The sequence below is a fragment of the Notoacmeibacter ruber genome (assembly GCF_003668555.1).
GTDB classification, from domain to species: domain Bacteria; phylum Pseudomonadota; class Alphaproteobacteria; order Rhizobiales; family Rhizobiaceae; genus Notoacmeibacter; species Notoacmeibacter ruber.
This window is the reverse complement of the sequence record NZ_RCWN01000001.1, coordinates 1,655,540-1,677,830: the sequence shown is the minus strand read 5'-3', so window position 1 is coordinate 1,677,830 and position 22,291 is coordinate 1,655,540. Positions and strand designations below refer to the sequence as shown.

22 protein-coding genes are annotated in these 22,291 nt (G+C 59.4%); 16 read left to right on the top strand and 6 right to left on the bottom strand.

Translation table 11 applies throughout. The features are described from left to right. Positions 1-5: 5 nt before the first annotated feature. The gene (serB, locus tag D8780_RS07975; protein WP_121645111.1) at positions 6-890 is read right to left on the bottom strand and encodes a phosphoserine phosphatase SerB; all 885 of its coding nucleotides are present in this window, start codon (positions 888-890) and stop codon (positions 6-8) included. A gap of 16 nt (positions 891-906) precedes the next feature. Between serB and miaA the strand changes: the two genes are divergently transcribed. Together miaA and D8780_RS07965 are read left to right on the top strand one after the other, a co-directional pair. Then, positions 907-1,815 carry a tRNA (adenosine(37)-N6)-dimethylallyltransferase MiaA gene (gene miaA, locus D8780_RS07970; protein WP_425373625.1) on the top strand — a complete coding sequence of 303 codons (909 nt, stop codon included), beginning with the start codon at positions 907-909 and terminating at the stop codon, positions 1,813-1,815. A gap of 105 nt (positions 1,816-1,920) precedes the next feature. Next, positions 1,921-2,682: a GGDEF domain-containing protein gene (locus D8780_RS07965; protein ID WP_121645110.1), complete on the top strand. Its 762-nt coding sequence runs from the start codon at positions 1,921-1,923 to the stop codon at positions 2,680-2,682. Positions 2,683-2,717: 35 nt separating this feature from the next. Here the strand turns inward: D8780_RS07965 and D8780_RS07960 are convergent, their stop codons facing one another. Continuing rightward, positions 2,718-4,787 (bottom strand): ATP-binding protein, encoded by a 2,070-nt coding sequence (locus D8780_RS07960; RefSeq protein ID WP_121645109.1) that lies wholly within the window; start codon positions 4,785-4,787, stop codon positions 2,718-2,720. A 324-nt stretch (positions 4,788-5,111) separates the two neighbouring features. Between D8780_RS07960 and D8780_RS07955 the strand changes: the two genes are divergently transcribed. The 3 genes from D8780_RS07955 to D8780_RS07945 all read left to right on the top strand — a co-directional run bounded on the left by D8780_RS07955 (position 5,112) and on the right by D8780_RS07945 (position 9,337). Further along, entirely contained in the window at positions 5,112-6,908 is a 1,797-nt protein-coding gene (locus tag D8780_RS07955) for an acetolactate synthase 3 large subunit (RefSeq protein ID WP_121645108.1), read from the top strand. Between the two features lie 13 nt (positions 6,909-6,921). Beyond that, positions 6,922-7,500 carry an acetolactate synthase small subunit gene (gene ilvN / locus D8780_RS07950; protein ID WP_121645107.1) on the top strand — a complete coding sequence of 193 codons (579 nt, stop codon included), beginning with the start codon at positions 6,922-6,924 and terminating at the stop codon, positions 7,498-7,500. Positions 7,501-7,624: 124 nt separating this feature from the next. Beyond that, positions 7,625-9,337 (top strand): DMP19 family protein, encoded by a 1,713-nt coding sequence (locus D8780_RS07945; protein ID WP_121645106.1) that lies wholly within the window; start codon positions 7,625-7,627, stop codon positions 9,335-9,337. Between the two features lie 14 nt (positions 9,338-9,351). Here the strand turns inward: D8780_RS07945 and D8780_RS07940 are convergent, their stop codons facing one another. After that, complete coding sequence (locus tag D8780_RS07940) at positions 9,352-9,831, bottom strand: group III truncated hemoglobin (protein WP_199699568.1); 480 nt, start codon at positions 9,829-9,831, stop codon at positions 9,352-9,354. A gap of 9 nt (positions 9,832-9,840) precedes the next feature. Continuing rightward, a complete protein-coding gene (locus D8780_RS07935) occupies positions 9,841-10,005 on the bottom strand; it encodes a hypothetical protein (protein ID WP_245412297.1) in 165 nt (54 codons plus the stop codon). 102 nt (positions 10,006-10,107) lie between these two features. Between D8780_RS07935 and D8780_RS07930 the strand changes: the two genes are divergently transcribed. Further along, positions 10,108-10,545, top strand: coding sequence for an RrF2 family transcriptional regulator (locus D8780_RS07930; protein WP_121645105.1), 438 nt, complete (start codon positions 10,108-10,110; stop codon positions 10,543-10,545). Between the two features lie 41 nt (positions 10,546-10,586). Continuing rightward, a complete protein-coding gene (locus D8780_RS07925; RefSeq protein ID WP_121645104.1) occupies positions 10,587-11,714 on the top strand; it encodes an ATP-dependent DNA helicase in 1,128 nt (375 codons plus the stop codon). Between the two features lie 70 nt (positions 11,715-11,784). Here D8780_RS07925 and D8780_RS07920 read toward each other — a convergent pair whose 3' ends face one another. Both D8780_RS07920 and D8780_RS07915 read right to left on the bottom strand, forming a co-directional pair. Beyond that, positions 11,785-12,279, bottom strand: coding sequence for a hypothetical protein (locus D8780_RS07920; protein WP_121645103.1), 495 nt, complete (start codon positions 12,277-12,279; stop codon positions 11,785-11,787). 62 nt (positions 12,280-12,341) lie between these two features. Then, on the bottom strand, positions 12,342-13,163 hold the full coding sequence (locus D8780_RS07915; RefSeq protein WP_121645102.1) for a SpoIIAA family protein: 822 nt from the start codon (positions 13,161-13,163) through the stop codon (positions 12,342-12,344). A gap of 244 nt (positions 13,164-13,407) precedes the next feature. Here D8780_RS07915 and D8780_RS07910 point away from each other — a divergent pair, with 244 nt between their 5' ends. The 9 genes from D8780_RS07910 to D8780_RS07870 all read left to right on the top strand — a co-directional run bounded on the left by D8780_RS07910 (position 13,408) and on the right by D8780_RS07870 (position 22,231). Next, positions 13,408-14,265 (top strand): DMT family transporter, encoded by an 858-nt coding sequence (locus tag D8780_RS07910; protein ID WP_121646454.1) that lies wholly within the window; start codon positions 13,408-13,410, stop codon positions 14,263-14,265. A gap of 160 nt (positions 14,266-14,425) precedes the next feature. Then, entirely contained in the window at positions 14,426-15,187 is a 762-nt protein-coding gene (locus D8780_RS07905) for a pyridoxine 5'-phosphate synthase (protein ID WP_121645101.1), read from the top strand. 376 nt (positions 15,188-15,563) lie between these two features. Further along, positions 15,564-16,145 (top strand): transglycosylase SLT domain-containing protein, encoded by a 582-nt coding sequence (locus D8780_RS07900; protein ID WP_121645100.1) that lies wholly within the window; start codon positions 15,564-15,566, stop codon positions 16,143-16,145. Positions 16,146-16,234: 89 nt separating this feature from the next. Next, complete coding sequence (locus tag D8780_RS07895) at positions 16,235-16,945, top strand: TetR/AcrR family transcriptional regulator C-terminal domain-containing protein (protein ID WP_425373624.1); 711 nt, start codon at positions 16,235-16,237, stop codon at positions 16,943-16,945. 12 nt (positions 16,946-16,957) lie between these two features. Continuing rightward, positions 16,958-17,977, top strand: a complete 1,020-nt coding sequence (ilvC, locus tag D8780_RS07890; protein ID WP_121645099.1) for a ketol-acid reductoisomerase — start codon at positions 16,958-16,960, stop codon at positions 17,975-17,977. Positions 17,978-18,126: 149 nt separating this feature from the next. Then, a complete protein-coding gene (locus D8780_RS07885; RefSeq protein WP_121645098.1) occupies positions 18,127-19,338 on the top strand; it encodes an aminotransferase-like domain-containing protein in 1,212 nt (403 codons plus the stop codon). Positions 19,339-19,446: 108 nt separating this feature from the next. Further along, positions 19,447-20,556, top strand: coding sequence for an endonuclease/exonuclease/phosphatase family protein (locus D8780_RS07880; protein WP_121645097.1), 1,110 nt, complete (start codon positions 19,447-19,449; stop codon positions 20,554-20,556). Further along, on the top strand, positions 20,553-21,332 hold the full coding sequence (locus tag D8780_RS15735; RefSeq protein ID WP_158598464.1) for a hypothetical protein: 780 nt from the start codon (positions 20,553-20,555) through the stop codon (positions 21,330-21,332). The genes D8780_RS07880 and D8780_RS15735 overlap by 4 nt, the downstream gene beginning before the upstream one ends. Further along, a complete protein-coding gene (locus D8780_RS07870; RefSeq protein WP_342633428.1) occupies positions 21,329-22,231 on the top strand; it encodes a PhzF family phenazine biosynthesis protein in 903 nt (300 codons plus the stop codon). The genes D8780_RS15735 and D8780_RS07870 overlap by 4 nt, the downstream gene beginning before the upstream one ends. Positions 22,232-22,291: the final 60 nt, after the last annotated feature.

Sequence of the window (22,291 nt, the reverse complement as noted above, 5' to 3'; positions counted from 1 at the left end):
CGAATTCAGTAAACGAACTCGTCTCTTCGGTAGCCTTGCAGGAAGAGGATGGCCGTCAGATTTCCATGGTCGATGCGGAAGCGTGCCTCGGCGGCGACCGACGGTTTTGCGTGAAGCGCAATGCCGGTTCCCGCAAGTTGGATCATTCCGAGATCGTTCGCTCCATCACCGACGGCGATCGCATCGTCAGGTGTAAGCCCGCGGGCGCTCGTCACTTCCCTGAGTGCCCTGACCTTTGCGTCTCGTCCAAGGATCGGCTCGGCGACTTCACCGCTGAGCTTGCCGTCCTTTTCAAGCAATTCATTGGCACGATGTTCGTCAAAACCGAGCATACTGGCGATGCGGCTCGTAAAAGCGGTGAAGCCGCCGGACACCAAGGCGCAGTAGCCGCCATGGGCACGCATCGTCGCGATCAGTTCGCGACCGCCGGGCATCAGCGTGATGCGCTGCTCGATGACCTGCTCGATGACGCCGACATCCAGATCACGCAGGAGAGCGACACGCTCCCGCAAGGCCGGCTCGAAAGCAATCTCGCCATTCATCGCACGCGCGGTGATGGCGGCGACGTGCTCTTTCATGTCAACCATATCGGCAAGTTCGTCGATGCACTCCTGCTGGATCATAGTGGAATCCATATCGGCGATCAGTACGCTCTTGCGCCGCTCCTCCTGATCCTGCACCACCACATCGACCGGCAAATCGCCGAGCAATGACCGGATCGTTCCCTCAGCCGCATCCCCACCGGTTTCGCCGGTAATAACAAAATCGTACGCTTCGCCCTCAGAGAGGCATATAGGTTCGGCGGAAAGTTCAGAGGCGAGGCTGGCTGCGCGCTCGGAGCTGAGAATGTTCGAAGCGGGGGCGGCGATAAGCGTTGCGACAAGCGGCATGGATAAAATGGACTCGATGAGAAGTGACGGTGGTGTGCATGGCGACACGACCCTGATAGCGGGGCCTACCGCGAGCGGCAAGACGGCGCTGGCAGTCGCTCTCGCGAGGGAATCGGGTGCCGCCATCGTCAACGCCGATTCGATGCAGGTCTATGATGTTCTCTACCGCCTCACTGCACGCCCGAATGACGACGAGCTTGCGGCGGCGCCCCATCATCTGTTCGGTCATGTGCCTCCCTCCCAGACTTATTCGACCGGACAATGGCTGCGTGACGTACAGGACCTGCTATCGGGCCCTCTGGCTAACCGTCCGGTCATCTTCGTGGGCGGAACGGGTCTTTATTTCAGAGCGCTCGAAGGCGGGCTTTCGGAAATGCCGGCTGTGCCGGATGCGATCCGAGAAAGCTGGCGCGTGCGGCTGAAAGAGGAGGGGCCCGAAACTCTCCATTCGCAACTGGATGAGATCGACCCCCTGGCGGCTGCTGCGATCGGCGCTCGCGATGGTCAGCGTATTGTGCGTGCCCTCGAAATTTTCGAGGCGACCGGAGTGCCGCTCAGCGAGCATCAAAAGAAAAAAGGGCCGTCGCTTCTGGAACCCGCCAGGACCCGGCGGATTGTTATGCTACCGGAACGGGAGTGGCTTCGTCAGCGGATCGCCGATCGTTTCCGGATCATGATAAGCGAGGGTGCAATTGAAGAGGTCCGACATCTGCTTTCTCTTGACCTGGATGCTTCGCTGCCGGCGATGAAAGCGATCGGCGTGAGACCGATTGCCGCACTGCTGAAAAACGAGCTTTCTCAAGAAGAGGCCGTGGAACAGTCGATCCACGCAACACGGCAATATGCCAAGCGGCAACAGACCTGGTTTCGGACGCAGCTGGGTGATAATTGGCAGCGCTTTGACACACTCGAAGAGCTTGTTTAAAGGACGCAATCGCAGATTGCATTACCTTGGGTAAATGAGCTCTGCTTAACTAAAGTTTAGGGGCGGGCCGCTTAGGTTTGCCTGGAAATGAGGGCCGCCGAACGTATGCGCTTCCATAAATCCGAATTGGCTTATTTTGCGTTTACGTTCGCCCTTCTGATCGCGGGGGCGTTGCTCGTCACGGCTCTGTATGGATCGGACGAACTTTCATCGAACAGCGGACTTCGCGCGATGACTCACGGCGCGCTGGCCGTTCAGGGCGCCGCTCTTCTTTTCGGAACACTCTACATCTATCCGCTTCTTCGCTCGCATGCGCGCGAAGAGCACAAGTTGCGCATGATGACGGAGAATCTCTCAGAGCGCAGTGAGACGCTTGAGCACGTCGCGCTGACCGACGGCCTGACTGGTATGCAGAACCGGCGCTATTTCGATGATGCGCTGCGTGAATATATGGAAGAGTTCGCGCGGATCGAACGGCCATTAGGGCTGATGATCCTGGATCTCGATCATTTCAAGAGCGTCAATGACACCCATGGACACGATGTCGGTGACCAGGTTTTGCGGGGTGTTGCGGAAGTCCTCAAGGATTTCACGCGCTATCACGATGTTGTTGCGCGTCTCGGCGGGGAGGAGTTCGCCGTCGTCGCTCCGAATATGGATCACAATACACTGCCGGCCTTCGCGGATCGGCTGCGCCGTGCGGTGGCCGGCGTCGATATCAGGACCGATAACATCCATCTGCGGGTCACGGCGTCTATCGGGCTAGCCGTTTGGTCGGGCGGTGAAACCGCCGAAGAACTCTATCGCCGCGCTGACCGGATGCTCTATGAGGCCAAGCGTCAGGGGCGTAACCGTATCTGCGCCTAAGGGCAGGGCAGGAACAGGCGCTGAAGCTCAAACGATCAGCGCTTCGGCCGAAATTGCTTCAAAAGATCGCTGTTCGATGGACGCAGGCGCGCCGACTGGTCCGGTACCGCGAAGCGGCTGGCCGAAGGGCGTTTCGTGCTGCTTTCGGCGTTGCCGCGCTGCCCTTCGGTCTCACGAGTCTCCTGGCGCTTCGGTGAGGGGGAAGCACTTGTAGCCGTCTGAAGCGGCCGGTCGCCCTCGCTATCCTGATCCTCGTCGCTGAGCACCCGGGCGCGCAGTTTTTCCATCAAGGCTTCCTGCTCTTGCGCCTCATCTGGCGCTGCGTTGGTACCGCTACCCGCGCTGCCCCCGGTCTCATTAGGAGACCAACTGGCGGAATTGTCTTCATCGTTGGTGCTGTTTTCCTGGCGCATGCGCGCAATGACGCGCGTGAGATTGGGCGTTTTCTTGCCCGCTGTCATCGCGTTCTGCTGTTCGTAGATGCGAGCGCCGGGCAGGTAATCTTCCGATAGCGTCTCGAATTGCATTCGCATGGGGGTATGAAAGGCTTCCCCGAAAGCGATGCACTCGCGGTTCGCGATCGACGAAAGAAAGGAAAGCGTGGATCTCGCCGCCCCGACGGAGGCGCGCCGGATGATCTCCTGGTCGAATTCGTTGGCCAGCCGCATGGCGAAAATGGTCGAGCACTGCGAGAGAATCGTCTGGTCCAGTTCGCCTGGCCGCTGGGTCACGATGCCAAGGTGGACGCCGTATTTGCGGCCTTCCTTGGCGATCCGCGAGATCGCCAGGCGGGTGGGCAGAAAGCCAGCCGATTGATCGGCAGGGATGTAGCGATGCGCTTCTTCGCAAAGAACCAGGGTCTCAATCGTGCCTTCTGAGGAAACTGCCAGATCAAAGGCAATCCGGCAGAGTACCGAGACGACGGCATTGACCACCTCGCTCGGCAGATTGCTCATCTCGAAGACGCAGATCGGCTTGTCGTTGATCGGCAGCCGGAAGACTTTGGCGATGGTAGCCTGCATGCAATCGCTGACGGCGTTGCGACCGAACATGAAATGAAACCGCTTGTCGTAGAGAAGCGTTCTCAGCCGGTTGCGGATGGCGCGGAGATGAGGGCGATCCTCCTTGCCTTCCAATTGGCCAAGGCGCTCGTCGACCAATGCCAGCAAATCCTGCATCCGGTAAGGAACAGGCGTATCGGCCGTGAAATTGGAAATTTCAGGCTGATTCCGCATGAGGAGGCTGGCCTCGGGGCGACCGCCGCTCTGATACCTTTGCTTCGCCAGTGGGATCAGATCCTGAAGCGCATCCTTTTCATCAGTCGGGGCCGGGTGGCCGCGATAGACCACCTCCATGAATTCCTCGAAGCGGAACATCCAATAGGGAAGGTCCAGCTGGTTGGCATCGATCGTCAACGCCTTATCGCCGAAAGCGGCGGCAAACTCGTTATGGGGGTCCAGGACCAGCGCCCGCAAATTGTCTCTGCTTTCCATGATCTTGCGAAGGAGCAGAGCAATGGCCGTCGATTTCCCGACACCCGTGGAGCCCACTACGGCAAAATGTCGCGAGAGCAGTTTATGAACGTCGATCTTCGCGGCGACGCGATCGTCCTGCGACAGTGTGCCGATCGTTACCCCGTCGCTTTCCGTCGCGTACATGGCTTCCAGATCGACGGCGCGGATACGGTGGGCGATCGCGCCCATATAGGGATAAGTGGTGACGCCGCGTGAGAATGTCGCTGTGCCGTTGCTGCTAGGCCTTACTTCGCCGACAATCTCGATCATGATCCGAAGCGGGTTGACCGCTTTGGGTTTCCATGAGGTCTCGATCGTATCGACCTTGTAGACGAAGCCGACAATGCGGTTTTCGTTGACGCGAACAGATATCATCTGGCCGACCGCCCAGTAGTCGTCCGAACCGGCAGCGTCGGCGCCGCCCTGGGCCAGAATGATCGCGTTCTCGCCGTCGCACTGAATGACATGGCCTTCAGCGCGATTGCGTTTGACGAATTCCCCCGTGTTGTCGAGAAAACCGTCGTCGCGGCGGCCGGCCACGCTCAGGCGGTCGGAGTTGCTGGCCGGCGATGGTTTCGGCGGATTTCCCATTTCTCATCCAATAGATAGGCATAGGTCCTGCATGGTTCGCAGTTTAGGGTTCAGCTTGCCAAGAAGCTGTTAACGGCAATTTCGCAAGAGAAATCTGCGGGATTATTGCCCGATCTTGACGAGCCGGTCCCGGCATGCTTCATGCGGCGCATGATTTGTATTCGTCTCGTACTCGTAGGATCGCGCATGGGCAGGGTGGCGTAGCCGCCCGGCATTTGCCACCCATGCGCGGAAAACAGGGCCCGAAAGGGCCTTTTTTATTGCCTTGATCACGGAAAATGAGACAAATCGCCGGCTCTGGCGGACAGACAGGAAGAACGAACAATGGCCGATGGGAATGGAAGACGAGAAACTGGCTCACGACAGATGACCGGAGCGGAGATGGTCGTGCAGGCGCTCATTGATAATGGCGTCGAGGACATCTTCGGCTATCCGGGCGGTGCCGTTCTTCCCATTTACGACGAGATTTTCCAGCAGGAGACCGTCCGGCATATTCTCGTGCGGCACGAGCAGGGCGCCGGCCACATGGCCGAAGGCTATGCGCGCTCGACAGGCAAATGCGGTGTGATGCTCGTCACATCAGGGCCGGGGGCGACCAATGCCGTGACGCCGTTGCAGGACGCTCTGATGGATTCCATTCCGCTGGTCTGCATCTCCGGCCAGGTGCCCACCTCGGTCATCGGCTCGGATGCCTTTCAGGAGTGCGATACGGTTGGCGTGACGCGCCCGTGCACCAAGCACAACTGGCTGGTCCGCAATGTCGATGAACTGTCGGAGATCATGCATGAGGCCTTCCGTGTAGCGAGCACAGGCCGTCCCGGTCCGGTTCTGGTCGATATTCCAAAGGACGTCCAGTTTGCCACCGGCACTTATGTTCCGCCGAGCTCCGCAAAACGTCGCAGCAGCTATCAGCCGGCGCTGCGTAGCCGTGCGGACAGGGTTCGCGAAGCGGTCGAACTGCTGCGGAGCGCGAAGAAACCCGTCATCTATTCGGGCGGCGGGGTCATCAATTCCGGTCCGGAAGCGTCGCACATGCTGCGTGAACTGGTCGAGCTGACCGGCATTCCGATCACGTCGACCCTGATGGGGCTCGGCGCTTACCCGGCCTCCGGCGAGCGCTGGCTGGGGATGCTCGGCATGCATGGCACCTACGAAGCCAATATGGCGATGCATGATTGTGACGTCATGCTCTGCGTCGGTGCTCGTTTCGACGACCGTATCACCGGCCGTCTGGATGCGTTCGCTCCCCATAGCCGGAAGATCCACATTGATATCGATCCGTCTTCGATCAACAAGATCGTTCCGGTCGATGTGCCGATCATCGGCGATTGCGGGCACGTTCTGGAAGATATGGTCCGGATCTTGCGGGCCGGTGCGCAGCCGGACCGGCAGAAGCTCAAGCCCTGGCACGAGCAGATCGAGAGCTGGAAGGCGCGCAACTGCCTGGCCTATTCACCCAATGACGAGATCATCATGCCGCAATACGCGATCCAGCGGCTGTATGAGCTGACCAAGGACCGCAAGACCTACATCACGACGGAAGTGGGCCAACACCAGATGTGGGCAGCCCAATTCTATGGCTTTGAGGAACCGAACCGCTGGATGACGTCTGGTGGCCTCGGGACGATGGGCTATGGCTTGCCTGCCGCGGTGGGCGTTGCGGCTGCCCATCCGGATGCGCTGGTGATCGATATTGCAGGAGACGCTTCCGTTCAGATGACGATGCAGGAAATCTCCACGGCCGTTCAGTACAATCTGCCGGTCAAGATCTTTATCATGAACAATCACTATATGGGCATGGTGCGCCAATGGCAGCAATTGCTGCATGGCAACCGGCTGTCGCATTCCTATTCGGAGGCCCTGCCGGATTTCGTCAAGATGGCAGAAGCCTTCGGCGCAACCGGGATCCATTGTGCGAAGCCGGATGATCTGGACGAGGCCATCCAGCAAATGATCGATACTCCCGGTCCGGTTATCTTCGATTGTGAAGTGGCCAATCTGGCCAATTGCTTCCCGATGATTCCGTCGGGCAAGGCTCATAACGAAATGCTCTTGCCGGATGAGGCGAGCGATGAGGCAGTGGCCACCGCGATCGATCGCGAAGGCGCGCAGCTCGTCTGAGAGGGAGAAAACCATGAATGTGAAGCTACAGCCGCCCGCCTCGGCCTATTTCATCACTAAGGAGACCGAGACCGCCGAGCGCCGAACCCTCTCGGTCCTCGTCGACAACGAGCCGGGTGTTCTTGCCCGGGTCATCGGTCTTTTCTCGGGCCGCGGATACAATATTGAAAGCCTGACGGTCTCCGAGACCGAGCATGAAAAGCATCTCTCACGCATCACGGTGGTCACGAGCGGCCCGCCGCATGTGGTGGAGCAGATCCGGCATCAACTTGAGCGCATCGTACCGGTGCATCGCGTCGTCGATTTGAGCATGACAGCCAAGGAAAAAGGCCATGACAAGCCGATCGAGCGCGAGCTGGCGCTGGTCAAGGTTGCCGGCACCGGCGAAAAACGTGTTGAAGCGCTTCGTCTGTGCGAAGCGTTTCGCGGCACGGTTATCGACGCCAATACGGATCATTTCATCTTCGAGATCACGGGTCGGGTCTCGAAGATCGAACAGTTCATCGCGATCATGGCGCCGCTCGGTCTTGTGGAAGTGTGCCGCACCGGCGTCGTCGCTCTCTCTCGCGGTGCGGAAGGCATGCTGGAATAAGGCTGCCTTTACCGATTTTTTACCACGATACCGTTCAGCCGAAATCGGATCGGTCCCGTTAGCGGGATGTTGACCATAGCCTCCCAGACTCTGGCGCAGTTGAGTTTCTGCGTCAGGGGCTGTCATGCTGAGTGGTTTGCTTAAGAAGAAAAAAAAGACAGAAGAGCCTGAAAAAGCGCAGCTTTCGCGTGACGAGGTGGGATCTCGTCTGAAGGGTATCTTCAAGGACAGCACGTCCGAACCGGCGCTGGCCGACGAAAAGGATACGGCTCTGAAGCGCCGAGCTGCCTCTGCTGCGGCCGCTGCTCTCGACGAAGGCGAAGTGCAGGATACCGACGAAAGCGACGATCTCGCGCGGGTCGAAAAGGCCGATGCCGAGGTGCAGGCCATCGCAGCACCAGTAAAACGGGCGAGGCCGAGACGGGCCGATTCTGGACCTAACTTCCGCGACATAGGCCGCGATATCCAGGCGCATCTCGCGACCCTGAGAAACGCCAATGCCGATATTCAGGATTTTCTGAGCGCCCATCCTCTTTCGCCGTTGAAGGAGACAAATGCTGTATCCGAGGAAAGCTCGGACGAAGGGGACCAACGACCAGAAGCATCAGCCGAAGCGGCGGTGGCGGAGGAAACTCTGCCGATGACTGAGGCCGTCGATCAGCCCATGCCTACCGCAGAGGGGAGTGCTCTTTCATCCGAGGCGGAGCAAGGTAAGGTTGAAGAGGAAACGGCGAGTATCTCCGAGGCGGCGTCCATCGCGGAGACTGATGATGTGTCAGAGGGAGGCTTGATCGAAAGTCCTCACGAGACCCGGTCTGGTGTCGATGCCGACGACATTGTCGCGGGCGAAACGGATGAGGAGCCGGCGGCTGATGCGGAGCCTCATCGGATGATCGAGGCGCCTTCTATGGCGCCGGATGTATCCGACATCGCGGATGAAAATGCTGCTGAGCCTTCTTACGAGGATGCCGGTTCCGTCACCGAGGAGAAGCCAAAGGCCGCCTATAAGGATCCCGGTCACATGGGGGATCAGATCGCCTCCATGACACCGGAAGAACATCACGAGCGACTTCGCCGGCTGGAGGAGATGGTCACGCTTGGGTTCGACAATAACGATGATGACGGTCTGGCCAGTGAAGACGACGATGCCTCTCAATCCGCCACGCCTGACGAGACGACTGCCCGCGACCAGATGGAAGCTATCTCCGGCGATATGGAACCCGGCCATCCGGACGACAACGACGCTCCTGCCGCGGAGATGGATGAGGAAGGATCGCACATCGCCATTCCTCTAATGCTGAGCGATGAAGTCATGGAGCAGGACGACGACACCGCTGCGCACGAGCTGAACGCGCAGATCTGCGACTTTCTCCTGTTCGATGCCCTGGCGATGCCGGAAGAACTTTCCAAACAGGCCTTTATGGGCTGGAGCGTCGATTTCCTGTGGCGCAACACAACAGAAGGCGGTCTGGCGCGGTTCGCGCATCATGCGACTGATCGCGAGGAAATCTGGTACGCGGTGATTGCCGGGCTCGAGGCGGTCGAGGCGGAAAATCATCTGCGTGTCGTCGAGGCGCTTCAGGCTCTGCTGGCGCAGGACGCTGAACTGTCTGAGGCGCTTGCCAGCGATCCAGAGGCGGGTGCCGGTGTCGAGGTGCTTCAGGAACTCGACGAGGCCTTCGCCGAAGCTGAAGAGGAAATGAGCCTCCCGCACGCTATTGGTGGTTGGCTCAAATCCCAGGACAACCTCGAGGTTCTCGATACGGAGAGCTTGCGAAGCAAGGTTTCGTCTTATGCCGAACTGCCCGAGCTTCGCAGCCGGGGTGAGGGCGAATAAAGAGAGGCGTCCGTTCAGGTGGAGTTCGGCCGAGCGCTTCTCAGAGCGTCGGGCGGAGAATTGAACGGTGAGCCGAAGCGGGCAAGCCAGAGGCTCGAACCGACGCGCCTGGCAACGGCCTGTATGGCGGTGGCACCCTGCGGATCGAAGAGCTCTTCGGTTGTCGCATCGAACAGCGCGATCCATCGTTCGAAATCGCTGGATTGCAGATCGACAATGCCATTATGAGCCGGCACGGGGCGTCCATGGTATTCGCCGGTTCGTAGCAGGACGGATCGCCAGAACGCTTTCATCTTATCCAGATGTACGGGCCACCGATCCCCGATGATTCCATCAAAGAGCGGCCCGAGACGCTCGTCCTGCCGCACGGCGTCGTAGAACCGATCGACCGTCACCGAGATATCGGCGGCCTTGATCCCATCCACAAGCGGCACCGGGGGCCGGCTGGCCGAGCGCACCGTCAGGTCGAGCGTGTCGTCGGATGAATTGCTCACATCATTCTCCTAGAACCAGTCCTGCAGATTGAGCACGAGAACGGTCAGCAGGACACCCCAGACGCACATATTCACGAAGGAGCGGATGATGCCGCCATCCTCTTCGATCGAGATGCCGAGTCTTCGCCGTACCAGATCTCCCGGTAGCAGAAACAGCTTGACGATATGATGCATGATGCGCGGCCTTAAAAGTGGTATATTAAATACCTGTATCATGATATTCAGAAAAGCAATATCTGAAATACCACTTTGTAGCGGGAGCCGAAGAGCGAGTTCATGCGCCTCACCGTTCAAACCGATTATGCGTTGCGTATCCTCATGGTGTTGGCCGCCTCTCATCCGGAGCATCTGTCCGTCAGTGCGATGGCGGAGCGCTTTGATGTGTCCGGAAATCATTTGATGAAGACAGCGCAAAGTCTGATCCGGCATGGCTTCGCGGTTGCCGTCAGGGGGCGCGGTGGCGGCATCGGTCTGGCACGGCCTGCAACAGACATTGTGATTTCCGAGGTGGTGCGTGCCGTCGAGCCGGACTTCGCGATTGTGGAGTGCTTTCATAAGCCCGGCTGCTGCTTTCTGCCCCAGTGCCGATTGAAATCCTTGCTCGCCGAGGCGCGATCCTCCTTTCTCGATACGCTCGCCGGTGAGACGCTGGCCGGGCTTGTCGAGGGGACGAATGTGCCGCTACCCCGGGACAAGGCGGTCAGGCACGGTTGAGCGGCTTGCCGGGAATCACCTGATCTGGCACGGCATTGGTCATGGATTTTTCGCCGCAACAGGATGCCGCTCTGAAAGCCGTCGCCGAATGGCTGAAAGCCGGCAGAGGCCCGGTCTTTCGACTGTTCGGATATGCCGGGACCGGAAAGACGACGCTGGCGCGCCATTTCGCCGAAGGAATTGACGGCGATGTGCAGTTCGCCGCCTTCACGGGAAAGGCGGCGCAGGTCCTGCGGCAACGTGGTGCAAAAAATGCCCGCACCATCCACTCGCTGATCTATCGGCCACGCGGGGAAGAGACCGTCGAGGACGAGGAGACCGGCAAGACGACAATTTCGCCCTCCTTCTCTCTCAATCGTCAAAGCCCGGTCGCCAAAGCCAAGCTGATCGTCATCGATGAATGCTCGATGGTGGACGAACAGCTCGGTCGCGATCTCATGAGCTTCGGCACCCCCATTCTGGTGCTCGGCGATCCAGGGCAGTTGCCGCCGATTTCGGGTGGTGGCTTCTTCACCGACGCCGAGCCGGACTTCCTGCTGACGGAAATTCACCGGCAGGCGGCGGACAATCCGATCATCCGCCTTGCGATGGACGTGCGTGAAGGCAAGGCGCTGATGCATGGCGATTATGGCGCCGCACAGGTGATCTCCAAGAACGATGTCGATCAGGAGATGGTGCTGGCCGCCGATCAGGTTTTGGTCGGCACCAACCGCACACGGCGGCGCTACAATGCGCGGCTTCGCCAATTGAAGGATTTCGACAGCGTCACTCCGCAATCGGGCGACAAGCTTGTCTGTCTTCGGAATGATCCAGCCAAGGGCCTCCTCAACGGGTCGCTATGGACCGTCGTTTCTTCAAGTCGTGAAACGGTGAAGCCGGGTATCAATCTGCTGGTCAGTCCCGAGGAAGAGGATGCCGAGCGCGGTCTCGCCAAGATCAAGCTGCTGAAGGCGGCGTTCGAAGATCCCGAAACCGAAGTGGCATGGCAGGTGAAGCGCCGCTACGACGATTTCGACTATGGCTACGCGCTGACTGTCCACAAAGCGCAGGGCAGCCAGTGGAACAATGTCGTCCTCTTCGATGAGAGCTTCGCATTTCGCGATAATCGCGAGCGCTGGCTTTATACGGCCGTCACCCGCGCCGCCGAACGTCTCACCATCGTGAAGTAACGTCTGCAACGAGGCACATGCCGCAGGCTGCAATTTCTCGCAGCGCTGCGGAGGTTGGCGCAGGAAGAGCCTAGTTGTTTTCAGGCTCGGCAGGTGAGGCCGGTGTTTCGGCTTCTGCAGGCGTCGCGGTTTGCGGCCCGGTCTCCTGCACATCCGGCTCGTCGGCGGGGACGTCCGGATCGTCGCTGAGCGTGCGTTCCAAGGCCTCGATGCGCTCGTCGATCTCATTGCGGAATTCCTGCAGTTCCCGTCGGGTCGCGTCGGCCGCATCCTGAGAGGTCTGCCGGGCCTCACTGCCGGCTTCCTCGGCATCGCCCTGCAGGTTCTGAATGGCTTCGGCCGCATCTCCGCCAAGCTCACGCGCCCCATCGCCGATTCGCTCGGCGAGCGACTGAACGCTCGTTTGCAGTTCTTCCAGTCGGTTTTCGACCGTCCGTTGCCCGTCACGCATCTCCTGCTGCGTCACCACGGCGTCATCTTCCGAAATAAGGCCCGGGAGGATGAGCCATCCGAACAACGTGCCGAGAACGAAAATCAGGAGCAATGTGAGGAGTCGCGAAAACATGCTGGTAGCCCTTTGCTAGTTGCGCTCAACTTCACCCAAAAGCGCTTCCTGTCAATTGCCGGTCAAGGCCGAGGCGTCTCCGAAGGAGCCGTTGCGTCGTGTGATCCATAGTTTTCCGTGGGCCGAGCGCCGATCCACTGCCAGGCATCGTCTTCGCGATCCGCAGGGAAGGTCTTCACATCGAAAGGCATCATCGCGCCGAGAAAATCCGTCGCGCCGCCAAGCATCTGAGGTGCTCCCACGAGGCCATAGCGGCGCAGTCGTTTCCAGGCGCTGAAATTGGTCGCCCAGCTATTGCCACTGAAAAAGATCGCCGGATCGAAACTCGGCAGCTTGCCTTCAAGCCGGACGAGAACGTCCACCTCGCGGAAACCGGCCATTTTTTCTTCCAGCAACTGATTGAAGGCTTTTATGTCGGTTTGGGTGAGGCGACCTCTGACCGCAAATGCCAGCACATCGGGCCGGTCGGCAGCCAGAAGGTGAAGGGCGGGGGGCGGCGATTTCTTCGCGACCTCTTCGCCGAGGACATAACGCCTGGCATTTTCGACCTCATCGGTTCCGAATGTCCGGATCGAGACGTTGGGTAGTGCGCTGCCTTCCACCTTGGTCATCCAGTCCATCCACGCCCGGTCGGTGATGACGGCCACGCGATCATAGCGGGAGATGTCTTTCCATTCGCCGATGCCGCGACGCACATCCTGGATCAGTGCGGCGATATCAAATCCTGCAAAGCCGGTCAGGTCGACGAGCAGGTTGACCTTCTCGCTTTCGCTTTTTGCCGTCTCGATCGCCGCCATGGCCATCTCGACATCGGTTTTCTCAATCCGGCCCTGAACCGCGAGGCTACATGCGCCCGGAGCAAGTGTTTCAATTCTGATAGCCATGGAAGGTGCTCCGATGCATGAGGGCAGGGCAGCTCGCGCCCGCTACTGCCCTTTCATGTTTGTATTCGCGCTGCTAACGTCAATCCGCCTATCCATGTGCGGCTAGGGTTCCGTTGCCGAATGATGCAAGCCGGACCAAGCGTCGTTATGAGCCGAGAACGGCAGACACCCGAGGACGAAAACGCCAGAGGGGATGGAGAGGGCGCGGATATCCGCGTCTTCATTCCAGATCAGGGACTCTGTCGTGACTGCTTTCGGACTATTTCTCGTACTCTCCGCTGCTTTTTGCCATGCCACCTGGAATTTTCTCGTCAAACGAATTTCGGCCGGGGCGGAGCTCATCTGGCTCTTCTCGCTGATCAGCCTCATCCTCTATACGCCGGTCGTCCTGGTCTTCGTCTTCATGGAGCGCCCGGTTCTGCATGTTGCGGATGCCGGCTTCATCATCGGTAGCGCGATTCTTCACCTGGCGTATTTCCTTTTCCTTCAAGCCGGTTATCGGAAGGGCGATCTCTCGGTAGTCTATCCTGTTGCGCGGTCGACAGGCCCGTTTCTTTCCACGGCGTTCGCCGTCCTGTTTCTTGGCGAGGCTGTGACCCCACAGCTTGCGATCGGCGGCGCCCTGATCATCGCCGGCGTTTTGTGTCTCAGTGGCGGGGGAGGAAGGGGCGTTGCGCGACCCGTGACATCGCTTCTTTTCGGAGTGGGAGTCGGTGGCCTGATCGGCAGCTACACCGTGTGGGATGCTTATGCCGTTTCGGTGCTGATGACGCCGCCTCTTCTCCTGGATTTTGCGACGAGCGTTCTGCGTGTGGGCGCTCTGTCGCCGCTTGCCTATCGCCGCAGAGCCGAGGTCCGGGCGATCTGGCAGCGGCATCGCATGGCTGTCGTGATGATCGCGATCTTCAGCCCGCTTGCCTACATCCTTGTTCTTTATGCGCTTACCTTCACTCCGGTTGTCTATGTGGCGCCGGGACGAGAGATAAGTGTCGTGCTTGCGGTCGTGGCGGGAGGCTGGCTCCTGGGAGAGGCCGAGATGGGGCGGCGGCTGGCCTGGTCTGGTGTCATACTGGCGGGCATGGTGCTTCTGGTCACTGCCTGATCGCTTCGCACGAGGCTACTGGCCGCATTTCAGGCTTGCGACATGCGAGAACGAGGGAAGCGATCTTCGAGCGCTCATATTGCCCTGATGACATGGTGGCCGATTGTCGGGGCAAGCGGGGGCTCTATGCTGTGCTGGAAAGAAGAAGCGAAAGAGACCGATGCCGACCGCACTTTCCGTGAACCTGAATGCGATTGCGATGCTCCGAAACAGGCGCGATCTGCCCTGGCCGAGCGTGACCGGGCTGGGTCGGATCGCCATGGCTGCCGGCGCGCACGGCCTCACCGTTCATCCGCGGCCCGATCAGCGTCATATCCGTTTTGACGATTTACCGCCCCTTCGGCGTCTGCTCGATGAGGAATTTCCGCAGGGCGAATTCAATATGGAAGGCTACCCTTCGGACGAATTTTTTAAACTCTGCGAGAAAAACCGTCCGGATCAGGTGACGCTCGTTCCGGACGATCCGGCGCAGCCGACGTCTGATCACGGCTGGGATTTTCTTGCTCACAAAAAGATTCTGAAAACTTCGGTCAAACGACTGAAAGAGAATGGTTTTCGCGTCAGCCTGTTTTGTAACCCGGACGCCGGACGCGGTCAGCTGGATGCCGCAGCCGAGACCGGCGCCGACCGCATCGAACTCTACACCGGGCCCTATGGCGGCACCTTCGACGACAGCGCCGAAGCGGAGCGACAGGCCCGCTTGCTTGCCGAAACGGCCAAAGCGGCAAAGGAAAGAGCCCTAGGCGTCAATGCGGGCCATGATCTCACCGTCGAAAATCTCTTCCTTCTAGTTGCTGTCCTGCCAGAACTGGATGAAGTCTCCATCGGTCACGGTTTGACGGCCGACGCGTTGGAGCATGGCATGAGCGAGACGGTCAGGCGGTTCCTCGCGGCTCTGGAGGGCAGGGGAGTCCAAGCGTAACCGCTCATTAACCATGATGCGGCGAAATGGGGAAGTGGCGAAACCAAAGTCGCTCGGGATTGCGTTTGTCTCCCATGGGAAGAGAAAGCAAAAGCCGACGACCGCTCATCCGACAAGGTGCGAAGCGCGTGGCAAAGAAGAGCGAAAAATCGGACGGCGGGAGAAGACCGGATCGCAAGCCGCGCCTTAAGATCGAAACTGTTCCCGCGCTGGCCCCGAGCCTTGACGACGTGACATCGTCAATCTGATCCGAACGCGGAATTCGCACCGCTCATTGATGCGATGAAGAACGCGCCTGACGCGTCATGGTTAATGGCGGGGCGCAGGAATTCTTATCATTTTACGGGTTTAATCGTGCACCTGCACGAGGTTTGTCATGCGTCCTGTTCTGTTTCTTGTCCCCTTTCTTCTTCTGGCAGGCTGCGCCACGCCGCCGAGCCGTATCAACAATATCTGCGCCGTCTTCGACCAGACGGACAGTTTCTTCACCGATTGGTCCAAATCTGCCGAGAAGGCCGAGCGCAGATGGGGCGTGCCGCGGGCGGTACTGTTGGCAACGATCCGCGTCGAGTCGGGCTTCGACGGCAAGGCGAAGCCGCCGCGTAAGAAGCTTCTCGGTTTTATCCCCTGGAAGCGACCCTCGAGTGCCACGGGGTACGCCCAGGCGCTCGACGGAACGTGGGATCGCTACAAGCGGGAGACGGGCAATCGGGGCGCGCGCCGCAGCAATTTCGATGACGCCGTCGATTTCGTCGGTTGGCATCACCGGCTCTCTCACGAAAAAAATGGCGTGGCGCTCAACGATACATACAATCTCTACCTGAATTACTATCTCGGTCACGCGGGCTATCGGCGGGGCAATTATCGCGGGGATGCCAGCCTTGCCCGGACCGCGCAAAAGGCAACCAACATGGCATCCGCCTACAATCAGCAGATGCAGCGCTGCGGTCGCTACTGACCTTTACGGATGCCGACGAGGTCAGCGTCTTCTCGGCTCGCTGAGTAGCTGCATCCGAGCTATTGACGCCGTACCGTACGGTACGGTACATGGCCGTGATGACCGAGCCGAACCACCCCGAGACAGACTTTACGCCCCGCCAGCGCGAGGTGTTGGATGCTGTGCTTCAGCTCATCGTCAGGGAGGGCGACAGTTTTTCCGTGGCTCGTGTGGCGCGTGAAGCAAGCTGCTCGAAAGAGACCCTCTACAAATGGTTCGGCGATCGCGATGGCTTGCTGACGGCGACGGTGAGGTGGCAGGCCTCGCAGGTGACGGCCGGCGAGTATGACGGCCTGCCGCTTGACATGGTGCGCTTGCAAGCGGCGTTGGAGGATTTTGCTGCCAACTGGCTGTCGGTGATTTCGTCTCCGACCTCGCTTGCGCTTAATCGCGTCGCGGTGAGTCATGCCGGTTCCGGCAAGAGCCGCCTGGGAAAGATCCTTCTTGCCAATGGGCGCGAAGCGGTGGCGGATCGGCTCAAGGCTCTGCTTCAGGCCGGGCAGAAATCCGGCTTGCTCAATATCGTCGATACCGAAGACGCCTTCAGGACATTTCTCGGCCTTGTCGGCCGAGATCTGCAAATTCGCCTTTTGCTCGGCGAGGGCCCCGCGCCCGACAGTGCCGCGAACAAGGCAAGAGCTGCGCGAGCGGCAGAACAATTTCTCGCTCTCTTCGCCAATGAAGGGGGAGGAAAGATCCATCCCGGAAAAGCGGTGCAGACGCCACCTTCCGGTCAACTCGAACTCGCAATCAAATCATAGGGAAGAGACCAAATGCGCGTTTATTACGATGCCGATGCCGATCTGAATCTCATCAAGAACAAGAAGGTCGTCGTTGTCGGCTACGGTAGCCAGGGCCGTGCCCATGCCATGAACCTCAAGGATAGCGGCGTGAACGATATCCGAATCGCCCTGCGCGAGGGATCTTCGACCCGCGCCAAGGTCGAAGCGGACGGTCTTCAGTGCATGAGCGTTTCGGAAGCGGCGGCCTGGGGCGACCTGCTCATGATGGCAACGCCCGATGAATTGCAGGCCGACATCTGGAAGGACGAGATCGCCGCCAATATCCGCGATGGATCGGCTATCGCCTTCGCCCACGGCCTCAACGTTCATTTCGGCCTGATCGAACCCAGCAAAACGATCGACGTCATCATGATCGCGCCGAAGGGCCCGGGCCACACGGTCCGTAGCGAGTATGAGCGCGGCGGCGGCGTGCCCTGCCTCGTGGCGGTCGATCAGGATGCTTCGGGAAATGCCCTCGATGTTGCACTGTCCTATGCCGCAGGTGTCGGCGGCGGTCGTTCCGGCATTATCGAGACGACCTTCAAGGAAGAATGCGAGACCGATCTCTTCGGCGAACAGGCAGTGCTGTGCGGCGGCTTGGTCGAACTGATCCGTGCCGGCTTCGAAACGCTGGTGGAAGCGGGCTACGCCCCGGAGATGGCCTATTTCGAGTGCCTGCACGAGGTGAAGCTGATCGTCGACCTGATCTATGAGGGCGGCATTGCGAACATGAACTACTCGATCTCGAACACCGCCGAGTGGGGCGAGTATGTCACCGGTCCGCGCATCATCACCGAAGAGACGAAGGCCGAAATGGGCCGTGTGCTCAAGGACATCCAGACCGGAAAGTTCACGTCGGACTGGATGCAGGAGTGGCACTCCGGCGCCGCTCGCTTCAAGGGCACCCGCCGCGTCAATGACGCCCATCAGATCGAGCAGGTCGGCGAAAAGCTGCGCGGCATGATGCCCTGGATCAAGAGTGGCGCACTGGTGGACAAGGATCGCAACTGATCTGCGCCTGAAATAAAGTGAAAAACGGAAAGGCCGCGCCCTCGGACGCGGCCTTTTTTCTGTGATCCGAAAAATAGGTCAGTCCTGTTGACATAAAGCGGCGGGGGACGGAAACATGCGCCACCAAATTCCGATCGACAGGTGAAATCATGTTGCAGCCTCGCCTTGCCAGTCGCGCGAAACGCATGCGCGCGTCCGAGATCCGTGAACTTCTGAAGCTTCTGGCGCGACCCGACATCATCTCCTTTGCGGGCGGTATACCCGATGAAAAGCTGTTTCCGGCCGAAGCCGCAAAGGAAGGCTACGCCAAGGCGCTCGACGAACAGACGCGCGGAATTTCGCTGCAATATTCTCTGTCGGATGGCTACGTGCCGCTGCGGGAATGGATCGTCGACTACATGGCGACCATCGGCGTTCAATGTGACGTCGAAAACATCATGATCACCTCAGGCAGCCAGCAGGCACTGGATTTCATCGCCAAGCTGTATCTCTCGCCGAACGATACCGCGCTCGTCACCTGGCCAACCTATCTTGGGGCCTTGCAGGCCTTCAATGCCTATGAACCGCGTTTCGATCGGCTCGATCCCATGGGCAACCGCAGCACGGCCGAAATCGTCAGGGAAGCGGAGGAAGCCGGCGGAGCGGTGAAATTTGCTTATCTGTCCGCGGATTTCAGCAATCCGACCGGTCAGACCTACAGCCGCGAAATGCGCGAGAAGCTCATTGAGATGGCGGATGAGTTCGACATGCCCATCATCGAAGACGGAGCCTATCAGGCGCTTCGCTTCGACGGGAAATCGATACCGCCCATCCTCGCGATCGAGCAGGAGCAGCGCGGTGGAGATATCGAAGCGTGCCGGACGATCTATTGCGGCAGCTTCTCCAAGACGCTGGCGCCCGGCCTTCGCATTGGATGGGTCTGCGGCGCGCGCCAGATCCTCGACCGGCTCGTCATCATCAAGCAGGCGGGCGATCTGCACACATCGACGATCAATCAGATCGTCATCGATCATATCGCGCGGACGGTTTTCGATGAGCAGGTCGATAAGATCGGCTCGGTCTATTCCGCCCGTCGCGACAAGCTTCTGGCTGAGCTGAAGAAACATATGCCGGAGGGCGTGAGCTGGACGGAACCCGAGGGCGGAATGTTTGTCTGGGTCACCTTGCCGAAACATCTGGACGGCGCTGATCTTCTTGCGAAGTCGCTGGAGACCGAAAAGGTCGCATTCGTCCCGGGTCAGGCATTTTTTGCCGATGGCTCGGGAGCCAATACGATCCGGCTGTCCTTTTCGTGCGCCGATGACGAGATGATCGAAGAAGGCATGGCGAGACTGGGAAGGCTGATTGCTGGCGCGATGTGATCGCTACGCGCTGGTTCAGCTCATCGTCTGCCTACTTCTGGGCAGACGGCCAGTGTTTCCGTAGCGTTCTGACTTGTCGCGCTCTACGCATCGACCAGATTGATCCGAATGGGATTGCGGCTCGCCACCTTCAATATCGAGAACCTGATGAACAGGTTCGATTTTCATGGCTTTCGCAATGCGTCGCGTCAGGATCGCGCATTGGCGCTCTACCAGATCGAAGACCGGCGGCAATATGAGCGTCTGGAAGCTGCCAGAACCGTAGCGACGACCGACGATACCCGCCAGCTCTCGGCGCTCGCCATGACCGCCGTGCGGGCCGATATCATTTGCCTTCAAGAAGTCGACAATATCGATGCTCTGGAGGCGTTCGAGCGCAATTATCTCCATCGGATGGTCGGGCGAGGCTATCGGCAGCGCCATGTCACGCGCGGCAATGACGGGCGGGGCATCGACCTTGGCATCCTGGCCCGGAACGAAACCCGTGACGGCAAGCCGATCGAGATACGGGATATTCAGAGCCATGCAGTCCGCACCTTTGCCGATCTCGACCTGCATTCGAAAGAGCTTCAGGCGATGGGGGTGGATGGCGCCCAGCGGCTCTTCCGGCGAGACTGCATGGTGGTCGACGTGGCTGTCGGCGGCCGACCTTTCACGGTCGTCGTTCTCCATTTGAAAAGCATGGGACCCTCACGCGATCGGGATATCTCAGGCCGTGACTGGACAATGCCTGTCCGTCGGGCGGAGCTGGCAGCCGCCCGGCGTATTCTCGAAGAAAAATTCGATGGTCGCGCGCGGGATATGCGCTGGGCGATTTGCGGGGATCTCAACGATTACCGCGAACGGATCGTCATTCATGGCGAGTTCGAGGAGGATTACCGGTTCGAGCCGATTTCGGAATCCCGTTCGAGCCTCGATGTGCTGCTCGATGACGGATTTGCCATTGATCCCGCGCAACGGCTCGACCCGATGCAGCGGTGGACACTTTTTCACAGCCGCGGGCCGGAGAGACGTCACCTCTGCCAGCTCGACTACATTCTTCTTTCGCCGAAACTCGCAGAGGCCAATCCCGCTGCCGTGCCCGAGATCGAAAGGCGCGGTCAGCCATGGCGGACCATCTTTCCGCCTGGCCAGGTTGTGGAGCGCTTTCCTCGCACCGGATGGGATCGCCCGAAAGCCTCCGATCACTGTCCGATCGTTCTGGAGCTGGACATATGAGCGCTTTTGACGAGGCTTCCCATCGCGCGAAATTCGATCTGCCTCGCGAGCGCATCGTGCCGCTTGAGGGGATCGATCTGGTCGCGGTGGAAGGCGCGCATCCCTATGAGCGCCAGCACGAAGCCGAGATCGAAGCACTCTGGCAGACAATGACAGCCGAAAAGCCGGCGCTCTTCGATGGGAAATTCTGTCTGATGGAGAGTCTGAAACTGTCTGCGGACGGGGTTTTGAGAGGCACCTTTCATTTGGGCCGCTACGCAACCTTTCTCCACTGGCGGGCCAATCGCGGACCTGGCCTAGAGCATATCTTCGCTCATGCCGTACCCGTCCTGGCCGATGGCGCCCTTCTTGCCGTTGCGATGGGCGAGACGACGCTCAATGCCGGGCAGGTCTATTTTGCTGCTGGCTCCTTCGATGCGGACGACGTCTTTGACGGCAAGATCGATCTGGAGGCGAACATGTATCGTGAGGTGGAGGAGGAGACAGGGTTGGACATCAGAGCCTGCGACCGCGAAGATGCCCTTTGGCTCTGGAGTGGCGCGGATGGCGCATCCTGTCTGTTCCGTCGTTTTCACCTTCCGCAAGATGCCGGCGAGGCGGAGCGGGCGGTGCGGCGGCACATCGCGGCAGAAGCGCATCCCGAGCTGGCATCACCGATCGTTCTACGATCCGTCAACGATCTGCCGCCATCGGCGCCGGACCATATGAGACCGTTTCTGGACTTCCATTTCGGACAGTCTTCAGCAAGCGATACGAAAAAGGGAGTGCGATCGTGAGCCGCGATTACGCCATTTATGATGTTTTCACAGCTACGCCGCTGGAAGGTAACCCGCTGGCCGTGGTGTTCGATGCGGATGAACTGAGCCTGGAAACCATGGCCAGCCTGGCAAGGGAGTTCAACCTGTCGGAGACGATCTTTCTTTCCGCTCCGCAAAATGAAGCTCATAGCGCGCAAGCACGGATATTTACGCCCAAGGGTGAATTGCCCTTCGCCGGTCATCCTACCGTCGGCGCGGCGATCGCTCAGGTGGAGAGGCGAGGTGGCCTCGCCGGAGATGGACGCATCGTCACGCTGGAAGAACAGATCGGGCTCGTGCGGTGTGTGGTGAACGATGATCGCGGTACGCTCTTCGCCGAGTTCGACTTGCCGAAGATGCCTGTAGCCGCGGATCTCGATCTGGAAAAGGAAGAGATTGCCGCGGCGCTTGGGCTGTCTGCTCATGAGGTCGGTTTCGAAAACCATGTCCCGACCGTTTATTCAGCAGGGGTTCCCTTCCTCTGCGTGCCTGTGCACGGGCTCGACGCCATCGGCAGAGCCAATGTCGACGCGGAAAGCTGGCATGCCTTTTCGAAACGAACCGGTTTCGGCGAGGTCTATGTCTATACGCGTGACACTATCCGACATGACGCCGCCTTTCATGTTCGATTGTTTGCCCCTGCTTTGGGGATTCCCGAGGATCCCGCGACCGGCTCCGCAGCGGCCGCATTCTCGGGTGTCATCATGCAGTTCGACACGCCGCACGACGGATCGCATGTCGTACTAATCGAGCAGGGCGTCGAGATGGGGCGTCCCTCCGCCTTGAGGCTTGAGTTGGAAATCGAAGGACGTGAGCTGGTGAAAGCACGGCTTGGCGGTCATGCGGTGAAGATCGCGGAAGGCAAGCTCTTCGTGTAGCTGGATCATTGATTTCACATGAGGGCGAGGAAGAGATCATTGCGCAGCGGATATGGGATC

Excerpts from the sequence above, each read along its gene's own strand:
- D8780_RS07925 (WP_121645104.1), top strand. The coding sequence starts at position 10,587 with ATGGATTTTTCGCCGCAACAGGATGCCGCTCTGAAAGCCGTCGCCGAA.
- D8780_RS07895 (WP_425373624.1), top strand. The coding sequence starts at position 16,235 with ATGGCCGTGATGACCGAGCCGAACCACCCCGAGACAGACTTTACGCCC.
- D8780_RS07935 (WP_245412297.1), bottom strand. The coding sequence starts at position 10,005 with ATGCATCATATCGTCAAGCTGTTTCTGCTACCGGGAGATCTGGTACGG.
- D8780_RS07905 (WP_121645101.1), top strand. The coding sequence starts at position 14,426 with ATGCCGACCGCACTTTCCGTGAACCTGAATGCGATTGCGATGCTCCGA.
- D8780_RS07900 (WP_121645100.1), top strand. The coding sequence starts at position 15,564 with ATGCGTCCTGTTCTGTTTCTTGTCCCCTTTCTTCTTCTGGCAGGCTGC.
- ilvN (WP_121645107.1), top strand. The coding sequence starts at position 6,922 with ATGAATGTGAAGCTACAGCCGCCCGCCTCGGCCTATTTCATCACTAAG.
- D8780_RS07885 (WP_121645098.1), top strand. The coding sequence starts at position 18,127 with ATGTTGCAGCCTCGCCTTGCCAGTCGCGCGAAACGCATGCGCGCGTCC.
- ilvC (WP_121645099.1), top strand. The coding sequence starts at position 16,958 with ATGCGCGTTTATTACGATGCCGATGCCGATCTGAATCTCATCAAGAAC.
- D8780_RS07955 (WP_121645108.1), top strand. The coding sequence starts at position 5,112 with ATGGCCGATGGGAATGGAAGACGAGAAACTGGCTCACGACAGATGACC.
- D8780_RS07920 (WP_121645103.1), bottom strand. The coding sequence starts at position 12,279 with ATGTTTTCGCGACTCCTCACATTGCTCCTGATTTTCGTTCTCGGCACG.
- D8780_RS07945 (WP_121645106.1), top strand. The coding sequence starts at position 7,625 with ATGCTGAGTGGTTTGCTTAAGAAGAAAAAAAAGACAGAAGAGCCTGAA.
- serB (WP_121645111.1), bottom strand. The coding sequence starts at position 890 with ATGCCGCTTGTCGCAACGCTTATCGCCGCCCCCGCTTCGAACATTCTC.
- D8780_RS07960 (WP_121645109.1), bottom strand. The coding sequence starts at position 4,787 with ATGGGAAATCCGCCGAAACCATCGCCGGCCAGCAACTCCGACCGCCTG.
- D8780_RS07930 (WP_121645105.1), top strand. The coding sequence starts at position 10,108 with ATGCGCCTCACCGTTCAAACCGATTATGCGTTGCGTATCCTCATGGTG.
- D8780_RS07965 (WP_121645110.1), top strand. The coding sequence starts at position 1,921 with ATGCGCTTCCATAAATCCGAATTGGCTTATTTTGCGTTTACGTTCGCC.
- D8780_RS15735 (WP_158598464.1), top strand. The coding sequence starts at position 20,553 with ATGAGCGCTTTTGACGAGGCTTCCCATCGCGCGAAATTCGATCTGCCT.
- D8780_RS07915 (WP_121645102.1), bottom strand. The coding sequence starts at position 13,163 with ATGGCTATCAGAATTGAAACACTTGCTCCGGGCGCATGTAGCCTCGCG.
- D8780_RS07880 (WP_121645097.1), top strand. The coding sequence starts at position 19,447 with ATGGGATTGCGGCTCGCCACCTTCAATATCGAGAACCTGATGAACAGG.
- miaA (WP_425373625.1), top strand. The coding sequence starts at position 907 with ATGAGAAGTGACGGTGGTGTGCATGGCGACACGACCCTGATAGCGGGG.